The sequence below is a fragment of the Sphingomonas immobilis genome (assembly GCF_030580995.1).
Classification (GTDB): Bacteria; Pseudomonadota; Alphaproteobacteria; order Sphingomonadales; family Sphingomonadaceae; genus Sphingomonas; species Sphingomonas immobilis.
Genome location: NZ_JAUQSZ010000001.1, coordinates 301,045 through 316,964 on the forward strand (window position 1 = coordinate 301,045; position 15,920 = coordinate 316,964).

Below are 15,920 nucleotides of genomic sequence, written 5' to 3' on the forward strand. Positions count from 1 at the left end.
CCCCTTGGCGGACATTGCCAGCGGCAGGGGATCGAACCCGCACCCGTCGCCGAGATCGCTGTAGCGATACGTCTACCAATTCCGTCACGCTGGCGGGCTCGACATAGCGTGATTGTAGCTACGTGGCCAATGTCCGCTTTCGACCCATAGCGGACATTCAGGCTCCTCACTATCATGGCGCAATGAAGACGCCCGATGATCTGACTTGGTTGATGCAGTGGTATCTCGGTCAATGTGACGAGGACTGGGAGCACGAGTTCGGGGTTCAGATTGACACCCTCGACAATCCGGGCTGGAGTTTGAGCATCGACCTTAATGGCACCTCGCTAGAAGGACGGACGCTTGCGCCAGTGTACGATGGTGTATCTGAAAAGGAGCAATCCATCCAAGGCGGTGACGGAGACGTCCCATGGCTGGTTTGCCGCGTCGAGGGTTCAAAGTTCAAAGCGTGGGGAGGTCCACGTGACCTTGGACGGATGATACAGGCATTCCGATCATGGGCGGAAGGATGAGCAATCAGAGCCTAGGGGTGAAGTGGGCGGCGCTGGCAGCTATTTTTGCTCTGGGCGGATGCGTAACCGGTTCCCGAGCTACAGGAACAACAATCGAGATTTTGGAAGGTAACCCGGCTGCCTACCCCGCATTCATAGATGCCGCGCGCTCTTGCGGATTTTCGGCATACCGACAGACCGGGGACGGTAGCGGCGGCACTCACTATCTCGTGACATTCTCGTATAGGAACAGGCGTCCTTACATGATGGACCCACCGTCATTCTGCGTCATCAAGTGGGTCGAAGGTAACCCGCAAACAGGGCTGGTATTGTCCGGCGAATGAACGCGTTTGCTACAGATGAATGTCCGCTTTCCACCCATAGCGGACATTGAAAGGTTCTTTAAAAGCACCCGCCGCGGCAAAGCCGCGTCGTCGGTCGGGAGCTACGCCCCCGCCGGCCGGGCTCGGTTTCGATCCGGGGCTAAGCTGCGCTTAGCCCTCCGCGCTCTCTAATTTTCGTCCCCCATGCGCAGCGCGGCGATGAACGCTTCCTGCGGGATCGAAACCGATCCGTACTCCCGCATCTTCGCCTTGCCCTTCTTCTGCTTGTCCAGCAGCTTGCGCTTTCTGGTCGCGTCGCCGCCGTAGCATTTCGCGGTCACGTCCTTGCGCATCGCGCTGATCGTCTCGCGGGCGATCACCTTGCCGCCGATCGCCGCCTGGATCGGGATCTTGAACAGATGGCGCGGGATCAGTTCCTTCAGCCGCTCGACCATGCCGCGCCCGCGCACCTCGGCGGTGCCGCGGTGGACGATCATACTGAGCGCGTCGACCGGCTCCTCGTTGACGAGGATGCCCATCTTGACGAGATCGCCCTCGCGGTAGCCGATCTGCGTATAGTCGAAACTGGCATAGCCCTTCGACAGCGATTTCAGCCGGTCGTAGAAATCGAACACCACTTCGTTGAGCGGCAGTTCGTAGGTCGCCTGCGCGCGGCCGCCGACATAGGTGAGGTTCTGCTGGATGCCGCGCCGGTCCTGGCACAGCTTCAGGATAGAGCCGAGATATTCGTCAGGGACGTAGATCGTCGCGAGGATCCACGGCTCGCTGATCGAGGCGATCTTGGTGGGATCGGGCATGTCGGCGGGGTTGTGCAGCTCGATATGGCCGCCGCCGTGGGTGAGTTCGATCTCGTAGACCACCGACGGCGCGGTGGTGATGAGGTCGAGATCGTATTCGCGCGTGAGGCGCTCCTGGATGATCTCGAGGTGCAGCAGGCCGAGGAAGCCGCAGCGGAAGCCGAAGCCGAGCGCCGCCGACGTCTCCATCTCGAACGAGAAGCTGGCATCGTTGAGGCGCAGCTTGCTGATGCTCTCGCGCAGCTTCTCGAAGTCGTTGGCGTCGACCGGGAACAGGCCGCAGAACACCACCGGCTGCACTTCCTTGAAGCCGGGGAGCGCTTCGAGCGCGGGGCGCTTCACGTCGGTCAGCGTATCGCCGACGCGCGCTTGGGCGACGTCCTTGATCTGCGCGGTGATGAAGCCGATCTCGCCGGGGCCGAGATCGGTGAGCTGCTCGATCTTGGGGCGGAAGCAGCCGACGCGGTCGACCAGATGCTCGGTGCCGGCCTGCATGAACTTGACGTTCTGGCCCTTCCTGAGGACGCCGGCCATCACGCGCACGAGGATGACGACGCCGAGATAGGGGTCGTACCAGCTGTCGACGAGCATCGCCTTGAGCGGGGCGGTCGCGTCGCCCTTCGGTGCGGGGATGCGCGTGACGACCGCCTCCAGCACGTCGGCGATGCCGATGCCGGACTTGGCGGAGGTGAGGACGGCCTGGCTCGCGTCGAGGCCGATGACCTCCTCGATCTCGGCCTTCACCTTCTCGGCGTCGGCGGCGGGCAGGTCGATCTTGTTGATGACGGGGACGATCTCGTGGTCGTGCTCGATCGACTGGTAGACATTGGCGAGCGTCTGCGCCTCGACGCCCTGCGCGGCGTCCACCACCAGCAGCGCGCCCTCGCACGCGGCGAGGCTGCGGCTGACCTCATAGGCGAAGTCGACATGGCCCGGCGTGTCCATCAGGTTGAGCGTATAGGTCTCGCCGTCCTGCGCCTTGTAGGACAGGCGCACCGTCTGCGCCTTGATGGTGATGCCGCGCTCCTTCTCGATGTCCATGTTGTCGAGCACCTGCTCGGACATCTCGCGGTCGGTGAGGCCGCCGGTCGCCTGGATGAGACGGTCGGCGAGCGTCGACTTGCCGTGGTCGATATGCGCGATGATGGAAAAGTTGCGGATCTTGTCGAGCGGAGTCACGGCGGCCAATCTTGAGAATGCAGGTGTAGCGCGCGCCGATAGCATCGCTTGGCGCATATCCAAAGCGGGACGCGGACGGTTTGTAGGGTCTGGCAACGCGCCGAACGAAATGATAGGAGCTTGCGCGACGGGGTTGCGTTTTCACAACAAAGTTGCGGTCTGGGCCGAAGTATCGGAAAGATCGCGGTTTTTCTGGGGGTTCTAGATGCGTAATCTGATGACTGCGGCAACGCTTGCCGCACTGGTTCTTGCGCCCGAGTCGGCGATGGCGCAGCGCCTTGCCAAGCCTTCGGGCACGCAGAAGCTGCAGCAGGCGACGATGAACGACGTGCCGAAGTGCCCAACCAAGCACGGCACGATCTCGATCGTCGATGGCGACGATCCCTCGGGCTGGACGCAGTACAGCCTGGCGGCACCGTCGAAGCTGCTCAAGGTGCTCGTGCAGCGGTCTGGCTGCTTCAACCTCGTCGATCGCGGCTCCGGCCTGCAGGCGGCGCAGCTCGAGCGCAACATCGGCGGCAACCTCGGCCTGCAGCGCGGCGCGAACGTCGGCCAGGGCCAGATCAAGCAGGCCGATTACGTGCTCCAGGCCGAAGTGCAGGCGGCCAACGGCAATGCCAGCGGCAGCGGCATCGGCGCGGGCGTGGGCGGCATCATCGGCGGTCCGTTCGGCGGCCTGATCGGCGGCATCCGCAGCCGCAAGCAGGAAGCCAACGTGGTGCTTTCGATCACCAACGTGCGCACGACCGAAACGCTGGCGACCGAGGACGGCTATGCCGCCAAGAACTCGATCAGCTTCGGCGGCGGCGGCGGCGTGTTCGGCGGCATGGCCGGCGGTGGCGTGGTCGGCGGCGGCTATGACAACACCGACATCGGCCGGATCGTGACGCTCGCCTTCATCCAGGCCTATGCCAAGCTGGTCGACGGCCTCGGCTATGTCCGCGCGGGCGACACCGGCACGGCGGAAGCGGCACCGAAGAAGACCTACACCACGATGGGCCCCGTCGCGATGCGCGTCACGCCCACCGCGACCGGCAAGGTCGTCCGCACGCTGCCGCCCGGCTCGATCCTGTACCTCTCGGGCGAGAAGCAGGGCATGTGGTGGCAGGTCGCCGACGAGAACGACAACACCGGCTGGGTGATGAATACCAAGCTGGAGCCCTCGCGGTAAGGACCGACCGCCATTCGGCCCCTGTGGGCCTGCAAAGCGCGATTTTCTCCGCTCCGGTGCTCACGTACTAGAAGTACGCTGCGCTCCGGTGCTCGAAAATCACCCTTTTCGGCTCCGCATGAACCGAATGACGATCGGCCCTGAGACGGGGCAGAGATGCGGGCGCGCCGCCGGCACCGATGGTGCTGGCGGCGTCGTCGTGTCCGGGCTAGGCCATGCGCGTATCCTCGCCCCCAAGGAGTCGCCCGATGCTCAAGATCCTGACCGCGCTTTCGATTGCGGCACTCGCCGCCACCCCCGCGTTCGCCGCGCTGCCGGTGGGGGCCAAGGCACCCGACTTCACCACCAAGGCCGCGCTCGACGGCAAGGATTTCGACTTCTCGCTGAAGGCCGCGCTGAAGAAAGGGCCGGTCGTGCTGTATTTCTTCCCGGCCGCCTTCACCTCGGGCTGCACGGTCGAGGCGCATGCGTTCGCCGAAGCCGCCGACGATTTCAAGAAGGAGGGCGCGACCCTCATCGGCCTGACCGCGGGCAATGCCGAGCGGATCAAGGAATTCACCAAGGTCGAATGCCGCGACAAGTTCCCGGTCGGCCTCGCCACGGCGGCGACGATCACCGGCTACAAGGTCGCGCTCGCCGCGAAGCCGGGCTGGACGGATCGCACCTCCTACGTGATCGGCAGGAACGGCAAGATCGCCTACGTCCTGTCCGAGATGAGCCCGGAAGGTCATATCACCGGCACGCTCGCCGCGGTGAAGGGCCTGAAGGCTAAGCCGAAGGGCTGAGGCAGGCGTCGGCGATGGCGGCGAGGGCGTTTTCGAAGCGCGCCTCGCCGGTGCCGCCGACGACCGCGTACTCGACGCCGCGCCGCTCCAGTTCGGCGCGCGACAGGTCGAAGAAGCGCTGCCGTTCGGCCTCGGTGCCGAACATGCGCGTGCCGTCGTCGATCCACGGCAGGTCGGTATCGAGCAGCAGGTAGAGATCCGCCGTCGCGTGCCAGCCGTCGAACCACGGATCGCGGCGGCCGAACAGCATGTCCGCCCACACCGCCGTCATCAGCGGATCGGTATCGAGGAATACCGGTGCGGCACCGGTCGCCAGCGTCTCGGCGGTCATGGCGTCATGCGTGCGGGCGATGGTGACGAGATCGTCCATCGTGAAGGCGGTGCCGCGCTCCTCGGCATAGGTGCGGCCGAATTCGGGCACCCAGGTCGTGCCGAAATGATCGGCGAGGCGCGGGATCAGCGTCGACTTGCCGGTGCTTTCCGGGCCGTGCAGGCAGATGGTTCGGATCATGCCGCCACGTCCCTTGGCGTCGCCTGTCGCCGCTCGACCCGCGCCCAGTCGATCAGCCCGCCGAGCGCGATCGCCAGCAGCAGGACGTAGAGCGCGGTGGTCGGCCGCAGGCCCTTGGCCGCGTACATGCCGATCGAGGCGATATCGATCGCGATCCACAGCACCCAATTCTCCAGCTTGCGGCGCGAGAGCAGGATCTGCGCGGCGACGCTCGCCATCGCAATGCCGCCATCGACGAAGGGCAGGGCGGCATCGGTGAAGCGGTGCATCAGCCAGCCCCAGATGCCGGTAGCGAGCGCAATACCGGCGAGCCAGGTGAGCCGCGCGGTCGGCGTCATCCGCTCGACCGTGATCTCGCCCCCATCGGCGGCGGAGCGCGACCAGTTCCACCAGCCGTAGAATTGCAGGACGAGGAAGAAGATTTGCAGCAGCGCGTCGCTGTACAGCTTCTCCTCGAAGAACACGAAGGCGTAGAGCAGCACGCCCGCCACGCCGAACGCATAGTTCCAGATGCTGCGCCACGCGACCAGCGCCACGTTCGCCACGATCAACAGGGAAGCGGCGATCTCGAACGGCGACATGGTGCGGGCGATAGCGAGGCGGAGAGGCGGGGTCGAGGGTGGAAAGTCACACTAAAGTCACACTGATCCGGGGGTAACATGTTGGACGGTTTCTGCGCGGAAGTTTACAAAGTTTACGCTAAGTCTGCGCCTGTTGCCCCTTTTCCGGGTTTGCCGGAGCCGGGCGCGCGGAGCCGCCGCCGAAATGGCGGGCGATGGTGCCGACGGTTCAAAGAGCGACGCGCCAGCCTATCGCACGATTGCGGGCGTGTAGGACAGCGCGATGGGGCGCGGGCGGTCGGTCCTTGATCATTTCGATATTTCGAGTAAATACGAAATATCGAAATGAGGAATGCTATAGTGGAATTTCCTGTCGCCCTGGAGGCTTTGTCCGCGCTGGCGCACGGCCATCGCCTCGCCGTGTTCCGGCTGCTCGTGCGTGCGGGGAGCGAGGGGTTGGCGGCCGGCACCTTGGCGCACGAGATCGGGGTGCTCCCGAACACGCTGTCTTCGCATCTCACGATCCTGAGCCATGCGGGCCTTATCCGGGTGCGCCGCGAGGGCCGGTCGCTGATCTATTCGGCCGACCATGACGGGATGCGCGATCTTCTGAGCTTCCTCGCGGCGGACTGTTGTGACGGACGGCCCGAGATCTGCCTGCCGCTGGCCGCGCTTGGGCAGACGTGCGGCGGGGCGGCATGACTGTCTCTCGCAAGATCGCGGCGGAGTTCCTTGGGACGGCGATGCTGCTGGCGGTCGTCGTCGGCTCCGGCATCATGGGGCAGCGGCTGGCGGGCGGGAACGATGCGTTGGCGCTGCTCGGCAACACGATCGCGACGGGAGCGGGGCTGATCGTGCTGATCCATATGTTCGGTCCGGTGTCAGGCGCGCATTTCAACCCGGCGGTGACGCTGGTCGTGGTGATGCGGCGCGGCATCGCGCCGGGTGCCGCCGCCGCCTATGTCGTCGCGCAGACGGCGGGTGCGCTGTCGGGCGTATGGCTTGCGCACGCCATGTTCGCCGAACCGCTGATCCAGATATCGGCGAAGCTGCGCGACGGCTGGCCGCAGGGGCTGTCGGAGTGCATCGCGACCTTCGGCCTGATCGGTACGATCCTTTCCACGCAACGGTCCCGCCCCGAGTTCACGCCGGTGGCGGTGGGCCTCTACATCACGGCGGCCTATTGGTTCACGGCGTCGACATCGTTCGCCAACCCCGCCGTCACGCTGGCGCGCAGCCTGTCGGATACGTTCGCCGGCATCGCCCCTTCCTCCGTGCCGCTGTTCATCGCCGCGCAGATTGCGGGCGCGGTTCTGGCGCTGGCCGTTTTCGCATGGTTGCTGGAAGAGGAGCCGATCGATGCTTGACGCCTTTCCTATCACGATCTATCACAATCCCGAGTGCGGGACGTCGCGCAACGCGCTCGCGATGATCGCGGCGGCGGGATATTCGCCGGAGGTCGTGCTCTATCGGCAGGCGGGCTGGACGCGCGCACGCCTTGTGGAATTGCTTGCGGCGATGGAGGCGAAGCCGCGCGATATCCTGAGAGAGAAGGGAACGCCGGCGGCGGAGCTCGGACTGCTCGATGCGTCCGTCGGGGACGATGCCATCCTCGATGTGATGATCGAACATCCGATTCTCGTGAACCGACCGATCGTCGTGACGCCGAAAGGGACGCGGCTGTGCCGGCCGTCCGAGCTTGTGCTGGCGCTGGTCGAGACTGCGCCGGAGACGTTCGTGAAGGAGGACGGCGAGATCGTCCGGCGCTGACCCGCGCCCCATTGCCCCCGCGTCGCCTGCACCCTAGCATACCGGAAACGGGCCCAAAGAAGGGCTGGGAGAGACGCCATGCGGCATATCGCGATCATCGGTTCCGGGCCGGCGGGCTATTATACGGCGGAGGCGTGCCAGAAGCAGTTCGGCGAGGACGTGCGGGTCGACATCCTCGACCGGATGCCGGTGCCCTACGGCCTGATCCGCACCGGGGTCGCGCCCGATCATCAATCGATCAAGGCGGTCGCGCGGCGCTATGAGGCGGTGGCGCTGACCGATTCGGTGCGCTTCGTCGGCAATGTGACGATCGGCAAGGACATCTCGATTCCCGAGCTGCAGACGCTGTACGATGCGGTGGTGCTGGCGACGGGGGCTCCGGCCGACAAGCCGCTGGGCGTGCCGGGCGACGATCTGCCCGGCGTGATCGGATCGGCGGCGTTCGTCGGCTGGTATAACGGCCACCCGGATCATGCCGCGCTGAAGCCGCCGCTGGAGGGGCCGGGCGCGGTGATCGTCGGCGCGGGCAATGTCGCGCTCGACGTGGCGCGCATCCTTGCGAAAGCCGAGGCCGAGTTCGAGGGATCGGACATCGCCGGCCATGCGCTGGAGCATCTGCGCGGAGGGACGCACAGCCGCATCACCATCCTCGCGCGGCGTGGCCCGCACCAGATTGCGATGACGCCGAAGGAGCTGGGCGAGCTCGGCCAGCTTTCGCGCGCCGCGCCGCTGGTCGATCCGGCCGACCTGCCGCCGGTCGAGAGCGATGCGCCGCTGGAGCCGGGCCTGCGCAAGGCGGTGAAGCATCTGCGCGATTTCGCCGCGCAGGGAGCGGGCGGCAAGCCGATCGAAGTCGTGTTCGATTTCTACGCCATGCCGCTGCGCGTCGAGGGCGAGGGCAAGGCAGAGCGCGTCATCGTCGAGCGCACCGCGCTCGATGCGGGCGGGCAAGTGGTGGCGACGGGCGAGACCTATGCGATCCCCGCCGGGCTGGTGGTGAGCTGCATCGGCTATCGCACGCCGCCGATCGAGGGCGTGCCGTACGACCAGAAGCTGGGGCGGTTCGCCAACACGGACGGGCGGATCGCGGACGGCCTCTACGCGGTCGGCTGGGCACGGCGCGGGCCGACGGGGACGATCGGCACCAACCGCCCCGACGGCTATGCCATCGCGGAGTTGATCGCCGCCGATGGCGGCGATGACAGCGGCAAGGCGGGGCGTTCGGGGCTCGACGTGCTGCTCGGCGCGCGCGGCGTCGATATCGTCACGTTCCGCGACTGGCAGAAGATCGAGGCGGCGGAAATCGCGCGTGCCCGCGACGGTGCCCCGCGCGAGAAGTTCACCAGCATCGACGAGATGCTGGCGGCGCTTACCTGAGGGTTTTAGGGGTCACTGCAATGGTCGGGGCGATAGGATTCGAACCTACGACCCCTGGACCCCGAGACCAGTGCGCTACCAGACTGCGCCACGCCCCGACACATTGCAGGGGGCGGCACCTAGCGGCGGCGGCCACCCCTATCAAGTCTAAAATGTCGGACGGGCGAGCGAAGGCCGGGCCGGATGAAGTGTTTGTCATCACCGCGACGGCTTCCGGCAACGCGCGCGGCGCGATAGGACGGGCCGGAACGGGAGTATAGACAAGGCAATGGCGGATCGGCCGATCTTCTACGACGCATCGGGGCGCAGGCGGCGGCGTTTTGCCCTGGGGGTCGGCGCGTTCGTGCTGCTGGCGATCCTGTCGATCGTCGCGCTTGCCCTGTCGATCAGCGCGGTCGCGCGTGCGCCGCTGTTGCCGGTCGATGCCGAACACCCCGCGCTGGTCGGCCTGCCGCCGCCGCACGAACCGCTGCTGAAGCGGACGCGGCGGGGCCTGCTCGATTACGAACGGATGCTGACGGGCGCGCCCGCGCGCGGCGTTGCCGACGACAAACCGCTCGCCATCGCCTTTCACGTGCCGTGGGATCCGTCCTCGGCGGCGTCGCTGCGGCGGAACATCAACGAGCTCGACTGGCTGATCCCCGGCTGGGTGAGCGTGACGGGGCCGCAGCACAAGATCACCGTGTTTCGCGACACGGCGGCGCGCGAGATCCTCAACCGCGCGCAGCGCCGCCCGCTGCTGCTGCCGATGATCCAGAATGCCGAGAGCGGCGACTGGGACGGCGCCGGGATGGCGGCGCTGCTGCATGCGCCGGCCGCGCGGAAAAACCTGCTCGACAAGCTCGAGCCGTGGCTGGCGGCGAATCAGGCGGGGGGCGCGTTCTTCGATTTCGAGAATCTGCCGCCCGCGGCCTTGCCCGACTACCGCACTTTCCTGCGCGAGGCGAAGGCGCGCTTCGCAAAGCGCGGATGGGTGACGGCGATCGCCGCGCCGGTGGGCGACGACGGATGGAACATCCGCGCCTTCGCGCCGGTCGTCGACCGTGTGTTCCTGATGGCCTATGACGAGCACGAGCTGAGCGGCGACGCTGGCCCGGTGGCGTCTCAGGCGTGGTTCCAGCAGGCGGTGGCGCGCGCCGCGCACGGTGTGCCCAGGGACAAGATCGTCGTCGCGATCGGCAATTACGGATACGACTGGCACAGCGACAGCGAGGCGGGCGGCGACCCGATCGCGATCGAAGAAGCGTGGCAGGCGGCGCGCGAATCGAGCGTGACGCCGACCTTCGACAAGGCGAGCGGCAACACCGGCTTCGCTTACATGGACGGCAAGGTCCGGCACGAATTGTGGCTGCTCGACGCGGCATCGGCCTATAACCAGTTGCGCTTCCTCAATCGCGCCGGGTTGAATTCGGTGGCATTGTGGCGGCTGGGGTCCGAGGATCCGGGCCTGTGGTCGATCTTCGGGCGGTCGCACCGGAGCTTGCCCGTCGCGTCCGCGATCAACGCCATCCCGGCGGGCACCGACGTCGCGATCAACCATCCCGGCGAGATCCTCACCATCAAGGGGCCCCCGGTAGAGGGCGTGCGCGCCGCGAGCGGGCAGAACGGGGCGATCGACCGCGTCGATTTCACCCGGCTGCCGGCGCCCTATGTGGTCGAGCGAAGCGGTTACAAGCCCGGCCTCGTCGCATTGACCTTCGATGACGGCCCCGATGCCAACTGGACGCCCAAGATCCTCGATATCCTGAAGGCCAAGCAGGTGCCGGGCACCTTCTTCGTGATCGGCGAGAACGCGCTGACGCAGCGTGGTTTGCTGGAGCGGCTGATCCGCGAGGGGCATGAGGTCGGCAGCCACACCTATACCCACCCCAATCTGGCCGGTGCGTCGGACACCGAGACGGCGTTCCAGCTCAACACCACGCAGCGGCTGTTCCAGGCGTTCACCGGGCGGTCGCTGCGGCTGTTCCGCGCGCCGTATTTCGGCGATGCCGAGCCGACCACCGCGGACGAAATCGATCCGGCGCTGCAGGCGCAGAACCTTGGCTATGTCTCGGTCGGCCTGCACGTCGACCCGGACGACTGGAAGCGGCCGGGCGTGCAGCCGATCATCGACAAGGTGGTGTCGATGGTCGCGGCGAACCCGGTGTGCAACGACAGTTCGGATGCCAATTGCAGCCACAATATAGTCCTGCTGCACGACGGCGGCGGCGATCGGTCCGAGACGGTCGCGGCGTTGCCGCAGATCATCGACCAGTTGCGTGCCAAGGGGTTCAAGTTCGTGCCCGTCTCGACGCTGGCGGGCATTCCGCGCGACGAGGCGAACAAGCCGATTTCCGGCAGCGACCGGCTGGCGTCGCAGATCGACCTGCTGGTGTTCACCGCACTCGGCGCGATCGTCGTCGCGCTCGGGTGGATCTTCTTCTTCGCGATCACGATCGGCATCGCGCGCGCGCTGACGCTCTCCGCGCTCGCGCTGATCCAGGCGCGGCGCGAGGGGCGGACGGTGTTCCCGGCGATCGACCCGCAGCGCTTCGTGACGGTGATGATCCCCGCCTTCAACGAAGAGGCGGTGATCGAACGCTCGATCCACACCGTGCTCGCCTCGACCGACGTGCGGATCGAGATCATCGTCATCGACGACGGATCGAAGGATCGCACCTCCGAGATCGTGCGCGAGGCCTTTGCCGACGATCCGCGCGTGCGGCTGCTGACGCTGGAGAACGGCGGCAAGGCGCGTGCGCTCAACCAGGGGCTGGCGCTGGCGACGGGTGAGATCGTCATCGCGCTCGACGCCGATACGCAGTTCGAGCCGACGACGATCGCGCGGCTGGCGCGCTGGTTCACCGACCCCGAGCTTGGCGCGGTGGCGGGCAACGCCAAGGTCGGCAACCGCGTCAACCTCGTCACCAAATGGCAGGCGCTCGAATATATCACCGCGCAGAACCTGGAGCGCCGCGCGCTCGCCCGGCTCGATGCGATGACGGTGGTGCCGGGCGCGGTCGGCGCGTGGCGGCTGGCGGCGGTGAAGAGCGTCGGTGGCTATCCCGACGATACGCTCGCCGAGGATCAGGATCTGACCATCGCCATTCAGCGTGCCGGGTGGAAGGTGCATTACGACCAATATGCCGTCGCCTGGACCGAGAGCCCGGAGAGCTTCAAGGGCCTCGCCAAGCAGCGTTTCCGCTGGGCGTACGGCACGCTGCAATGCCTGTGGAAGCACGGATCGATCATCGCTACGGGCAAACCGCGCGGTCTCGCGCGCGTCGGCCTGCCGCAGGCGATCGTGTTCCAGATCGTGCTGGCGGCGATCTCCCCGATCATCGACCTCGCGCTTATCGTCAGCTTCGTGACGACCTTTATCGCGGTGCAGGCGCACGGCTGGGCACAGACGCAGCACGACGTCGAGACGATGCTGATCTACTGGCTGGTGTTCACCGCGATCGACCTGCTGGCGGCGACGATCGCCTTCGCGCTGGAGCGGCGCGAGAAGTGGAGCCTGTTGTGGCTGCTGATCCCGCAGCGGATCGGATACCGGCAGATCATGTATTACGTCGTGCTGAAGGCGATCACGCAGGCGCTGCGCGGGCCGAAGGTGGGCTGGGGCAAGCTGCAGCGGACGGGGCGCGTGCAGGCGGGGTAGTCGCGGTCTCGGAGGCAGGGAACCCCAAGCCGTTCGGGCTCAGCTTGTCGAAGCCCTGTCCTTCTTTCCGTCGTTGCAAAGAAGTGCAGCCCTTCGACAAGCTCAGGGCGAACGGGATTGGGATTGGCAAGGTTCTCGCTATACCGGCTGATATGATCGCTCGTCTCCTCTCGCTCCTCGCCGCCTTCCTCCTGACCGCCGCTGCACCCGCGCCGCCGCTCGTGCTGGCCGCCGCCAGCCTGCAGGAATCGATGAACGCTGCCGCCGATGCCTGGGCGAAGCAGGGCCATCCGCGCCCGGTGATCTCGTTCGCGGCGTCCTCGGTACTGGCGCGGCAGGTGGAGGCGGGCGGGCGGGCGGATCTGTTCGTGTCGGCCGATCAGGAATGGATGGATGAACTCACCGCGAAGAAGCTGATCGTTCCGGGAACGCGCGCGACCTTCCTTGGCAACCGGCTGGTTATCGTCGCCGCCGCGGGGACGCGGGGGCGGGCACCGCTCGCGGCGAAACCGCTCGCGCGTTTTCTCGGAACGGGGCCGCTGGCGATGGCCGATCCGGCGGTGCCGGCGGGACGCTACGGCCGCGAGGCGCTGACGAAGCTCGGCGTGTGGAACGCGGTTCAGCCGCGCGTCGTCTCGGCCGAGAACGTCCGCGCGGCGCTGGCGCTGGTCGAGCGCGGCGCGGCGCCCTACGGCATCGTCTACGCGACCGACGCGCGCGCCTCCGCCAAGGTGCGGATCGCGGGCGTGTTCCCGGAGGCGACGCACGCGCCGATCACCTATCCGGTCGCGCGGCTGGCGGGCTCGGCCAACCCGGAAGGCGAGGGCTTCCGTCGCTTCCTGCTGAGCCGTGCGGGCAAGGCGATCTTCGTGCGTTACGGCTTCTCTGCCCTGTGAACTTCGGGCGGTGATCTCGCCCGAGGAATGGCAGATCGTCGCGCTGTCGCTGCGCGTCGGGATGGTCTCGATGCTGGTGACGCTGCCGCTGGCGTTCGCGCTTGCGTGGCTGCTGGCGCGGGTCGTCTTTCCCGGCAAGATTCTCGTCGATGCAGTAATCCACCTGCCGCTCGTCGTGCCGCCGGTGGTGACGGGGTGGGTGCTGCTGCTGCTGTTCGCGCCGTCCGGGCCGGTCGGTGCCTGGCTGGAGGCGTGGTTCGGCGTGTCGGTGCTGTTCCGCTGGACGGGGGCGGCGATCGCGAGCGGCGTGATGGCGCTGCCGTTGATGGTGCGCGCGATGCGGCTGTCGATCGAGGCGGTCGACCGGCGGCTGGAGGGGGCGGCACGGACGCTCGGCGCGGGGCGCTGGCGGTGTTTCCGTACCATCACGCTGCCGCTGAGCGTGCCCGGTATCCTCGCCGGCGCGGTGCTGGGCTTCGCGCGCGGGCTGGGCGAGTTCGGCGCGACGATCACCTTCGTGTCGAATGTGCCAGGCGAGACGCAGACGCTGCCGCTCGCCATCTACAGCGCACTGCAGCAGCCGGGGGGCGATGCGATGGTATGGCGGCTGTCGGCGATCTCGGTGTTGCTGTCGCTGGCGGCGCTGGTGGCGTCCGAATTGCTGGCGCGGCGTGCCGGGCGGGGGTTGCATGTCATTTGACATCGACGTCCGCAAGCGGATCGGTGACACCGATATCGCGCTGACCTTCGCGAGCGAGGAGGGTGCCACGGTGCTGTTCGGGCCCTCGGGCGCGGGCAAGACGAGCGTTCTCAACATGATTGCCGGGCTGATCGCGCCCGACGCCGGGCATATCCGCGTCGGCGGCGAGACGCTCTTTGACGCGGGTGTGAACCTGCCCCCCGAGCGGCGCGGGGCGGGGTACGTCTTTCAGGACGCGCGGCTGTTCCCGCATCTGCGCGTGGCGGCGAACCTCGGCTACGGCGGCCCGCTCGATCTCGATGCGATCGCCTTTCTGGGGATCGATCATCTGCTCGATCGCTGGCCGCGCACCCTCTCGGGCGGCGAGGCGCGACGCGTGGCGATCGGCCGCGCGCTCCTGTCGCGCCCGCGCTTCCTGCTGCTCGACGAGCCGCTCTCCTCGCTCGACCGTGCGCGTCGCGAGGAAGTGCTGCGCGCGATCGAACACGTCCGCGACACGCTCGCCCTGCCGATCCTGATGGTGACGCACGACGCGGCGGAGGCCGAGCGGATCGGGACGCGGATTATCGCGATGTAGGTGCTTGCGGCGTCCTCAACTCTCCGCCATTTCGGTTCTCGGGGGAGGGGTTCATGAAAGCATTGTCATGCGTCGTCGCGCTGGTGACGGCTTCGGTCGCCGCTGCGCAAACGCCGCCGGCGGAAGCGCCTGCGCCGGGTTTCGTGCGGCTGGCGGGCGGGACGCCGGTCATGATCGCGGTCGCCGATGCGATGACCTCCAAGACCGCGAAGATCGACGATTTCTTCGCGATCCGGCTGATCACGCCGATCACCGTCGATGGCGTCGTGATCGTGCCCGCGGGGACGACAGGCAAGGGGCAGGTCGTCCATGCCGCAAAGGCGCGCGCACTCGGCAAGGCGGGCGAACTGATCCTCGCGGCGCGTTCGCTGACCTGCGGCACGACCGAGATCGGCCTGCGCGGCTTCCGCTTCAGCGGCGAAGGCCGGGACAAGTCGCATGACCTGACCAAGGTCATCGCGGTCGGCAGCGCCGCCGCCAATGCCGCCGCGGCCTATACCGGCTACGCAGCGCTGCCGCTGATGTTCGTGAGCGGCGGCGAGATGGTGGTGCCGGCGGGCACCTACGCCGACGCCAAGGTGCGCGCGACGATCGATGTGCCCGCGGCGCTCGCCGGAAGCTGTCCGGTGCCGGGGGCAAAAGAGATTTCAACGGGAGACAAGAAATGAAGACCTATCTGATCGCCGCCGCAATGGGGTGCGCGGTCCTCGCCGCGCCGCTCGCCGCGCAGGAACCCGCCGCGATCGTCACCAAATCCGGCACGATCGGCAAGCCCGAGGCGGGCAAGGGTCTGATCGTCTTCTGGCGCCCCGGCACGCTCGTCGGCGCGGCACTGGGATGCACAGTGCATGAGGGCGACAAGGTCTTGGCGCGGCTTGGCTCGGGCAAATATTACACGGTCACGGCCGAACCCGGCAAACACGTCTACAACACCGAGGGCGAGGTGAAGGACGTGCTCAACATGGAGATCGAGCCCGACGAGACCTATTTCGTGAAGTGCAAGATCGGCATGGGCATCATGGCCGGCCGCCCCAACGTCGCGCCGTCCGATGCCGCCGAGTTCGGCAAGAAGGCCAAGGGCATGACGATGTGGAAGGGCCCGAAGGAAGAGAAGTAAGGCCG

At 66.9% G+C, this 15,920-nt stretch carries 16 protein-coding genes, 1 tRNA gene and 1 pseudogene; 13 read left to right on the plus strand and 5 right to left on the minus strand.

Annotated elements, in window-relative coordinates:
• Positions 1-15: 15 nt before the first annotated feature.
• Positions 16-94: pseudogene (locus Q5H94_RS01365) on the minus strand.
• Between the two features lie 88 nt (positions 95-182).
• Here Q5H94_RS01365 and Q5H94_RS01370 point away from each other — a divergent pair.
• Positions 183-512 carry an immunity 53 family protein gene (locus tag Q5H94_RS01370; RefSeq protein WP_304559331.1) on the plus strand — a complete coding sequence of 110 codons (330 nt, stop codon included), beginning with the start codon at positions 183-185 and terminating at the stop codon, positions 510-512.
• A gap of 490 nt (positions 513-1,002) precedes the next feature.
• Here the strand turns inward: Q5H94_RS01370 and lepA are convergent, their stop codons facing one another.
• A complete protein-coding gene (gene lepA / locus Q5H94_RS01375) occupies positions 1,003-2,856 on the minus strand; it encodes a translation elongation factor 4 (protein WP_304559332.1) in 1,854 nt (617 codons plus the stop codon).
• A gap of 160 nt (positions 2,857-3,016) precedes the next feature.
• Between lepA and Q5H94_RS01380 the strand changes: the two genes are divergently transcribed.
• Both Q5H94_RS01380 and Q5H94_RS01385 read left to right on the plus strand, forming a co-directional pair.
• Positions 3,017-3,982, plus strand: coding sequence for a CsgG/HfaB family protein (locus Q5H94_RS01380; protein WP_304559333.1), 966 nt, complete (start codon positions 3,017-3,019; stop codon positions 3,980-3,982).
• A gap of 248 nt (positions 3,983-4,230) precedes the next feature.
• Complete coding sequence (locus tag Q5H94_RS01385) at positions 4,231-4,767, plus strand: peroxiredoxin (protein ID WP_304559335.1); 537 nt, start codon at positions 4,231-4,233, stop codon at positions 4,765-4,767.
• Here Q5H94_RS01385 and Q5H94_RS01390 read toward each other — a convergent pair.
• Together Q5H94_RS01390 and pnuC are read right to left on the minus strand one after the other, a co-directional pair.
• Positions 4,751-5,278: an AAA family ATPase gene (locus Q5H94_RS01390; protein ID WP_304559336.1), complete on the minus strand. Its 528-nt coding sequence runs from the start codon at positions 5,276-5,278 to the stop codon at positions 4,751-4,753. The genes Q5H94_RS01385 and Q5H94_RS01390 overlap by 17 nt on opposite strands.
• Complete coding sequence (pnuC, locus tag Q5H94_RS01395; RefSeq protein WP_304559337.1) at positions 5,275-5,859, minus strand: nicotinamide riboside transporter PnuC; 585 nt, start codon at positions 5,857-5,859, stop codon at positions 5,275-5,277. The genes Q5H94_RS01390 and pnuC overlap by 4 nt, the downstream gene beginning before the upstream one ends.
• A gap of 339 nt (positions 5,860-6,198) precedes the next feature.
• Between pnuC and Q5H94_RS01400 the strand changes: the two genes are divergently transcribed.
• From Q5H94_RS01400 to Q5H94_RS01415, 4 genes are all read left to right on the plus strand, one after another.
• Positions 6,199-6,540, plus strand: a complete 342-nt coding sequence (locus Q5H94_RS01400; RefSeq protein ID WP_304559338.1) for an ArsR/SmtB family transcription factor — start codon at positions 6,199-6,201, stop codon at positions 6,538-6,540.
• Complete coding sequence (locus Q5H94_RS01405; protein ID WP_304559339.1) at positions 6,537-7,205, plus strand: MIP/aquaporin family protein; 669 nt, start codon at positions 6,537-6,539, stop codon at positions 7,203-7,205. Before Q5H94_RS01400 ends, Q5H94_RS01405 begins: the two co-directional genes overlap by 4 nt.
• Positions 7,198-7,608 carry an arsenate reductase (glutaredoxin) gene (gene arsC / locus Q5H94_RS01410; protein WP_304559340.1) on the plus strand — a complete coding sequence of 137 codons (411 nt, stop codon included), beginning with the start codon at positions 7,198-7,200 and terminating at the stop codon, positions 7,606-7,608. The genes Q5H94_RS01405 and arsC overlap by 8 nt, the downstream gene beginning before the upstream one ends.
• Before the next feature lie 78 nt (positions 7,609-7,686).
• The gene (locus tag Q5H94_RS01415) at positions 7,687-8,985 is read left to right on the plus strand and encodes an FAD-dependent oxidoreductase (protein WP_304559341.1); all 1,299 of its coding nucleotides are present in this window, start codon (positions 7,687-7,689) and stop codon (positions 8,983-8,985) included.
• Positions 8,986-9,006: 21 nt separating this feature from the next.
• Here Q5H94_RS01415 and Q5H94_RS01420 read toward each other — a convergent pair.
• A tRNA-Pro gene (locus Q5H94_RS01420) sits at positions 9,007-9,083 on the minus strand.
• Positions 9,084-9,253: 170 nt separating this feature from the next.
• On the opposite strand from Q5H94_RS01420, the gene Q5H94_RS01425 reads away from it, so the two are divergent.
• The 6 genes from Q5H94_RS01425 to Q5H94_RS01450 all read left to right on the plus strand — a co-directional run bounded on the left by Q5H94_RS01425 (position 9,254) and on the right by Q5H94_RS01450 (position 15,915).
• On the plus strand, positions 9,254-12,625 hold the full coding sequence (locus Q5H94_RS01425; protein WP_304559344.1) for a glycosyltransferase: 3,372 nt from the start codon (positions 9,254-9,256) through the stop codon (positions 12,623-12,625).
• Positions 12,626-12,777: 152 nt separating this feature from the next.
• Complete coding sequence (gene modA / locus Q5H94_RS01430; protein ID WP_304559345.1) at positions 12,778-13,521, plus strand: molybdate ABC transporter substrate-binding protein; 744 nt, start codon at positions 12,778-12,780, stop codon at positions 13,519-13,521.
• Positions 13,522-13,531: 10 nt separating this feature from the next.
• Positions 13,532-14,221 carry a molybdate ABC transporter permease subunit gene (gene modB / locus Q5H94_RS01435; protein ID WP_304559346.1) on the plus strand — a complete coding sequence of 230 codons (690 nt, stop codon included), beginning with the start codon at positions 13,532-13,534 and terminating at the stop codon, positions 14,219-14,221.
• The gene (locus Q5H94_RS01440; RefSeq protein ID WP_304559348.1) at positions 14,211-14,798 is read left to right on the plus strand and encodes an ATP-binding cassette domain-containing protein; all 588 of its coding nucleotides are present in this window, start codon (positions 14,211-14,213) and stop codon (positions 14,796-14,798) included. The genes modB and Q5H94_RS01440 overlap by 11 nt, the downstream gene beginning before the upstream one ends.
• 53 nt (positions 14,799-14,851) lie before the next feature.
• On the plus strand, positions 14,852-15,466 hold the full coding sequence (locus Q5H94_RS01445; protein WP_304559349.1) for a hypothetical protein: 615 nt from the start codon (positions 14,852-14,854) through the stop codon (positions 15,464-15,466).
• Positions 15,463-15,915: a hypothetical protein gene (locus Q5H94_RS01450; protein WP_304559351.1), complete on the plus strand. Its 453-nt coding sequence runs from the start codon at positions 15,463-15,465 to the stop codon at positions 15,913-15,915. The genes Q5H94_RS01445 and Q5H94_RS01450 overlap by 4 nt, the downstream gene beginning before the upstream one ends.
• The last annotated feature ends 5 nt before the right edge of the window (positions 15,916-15,920 follow it).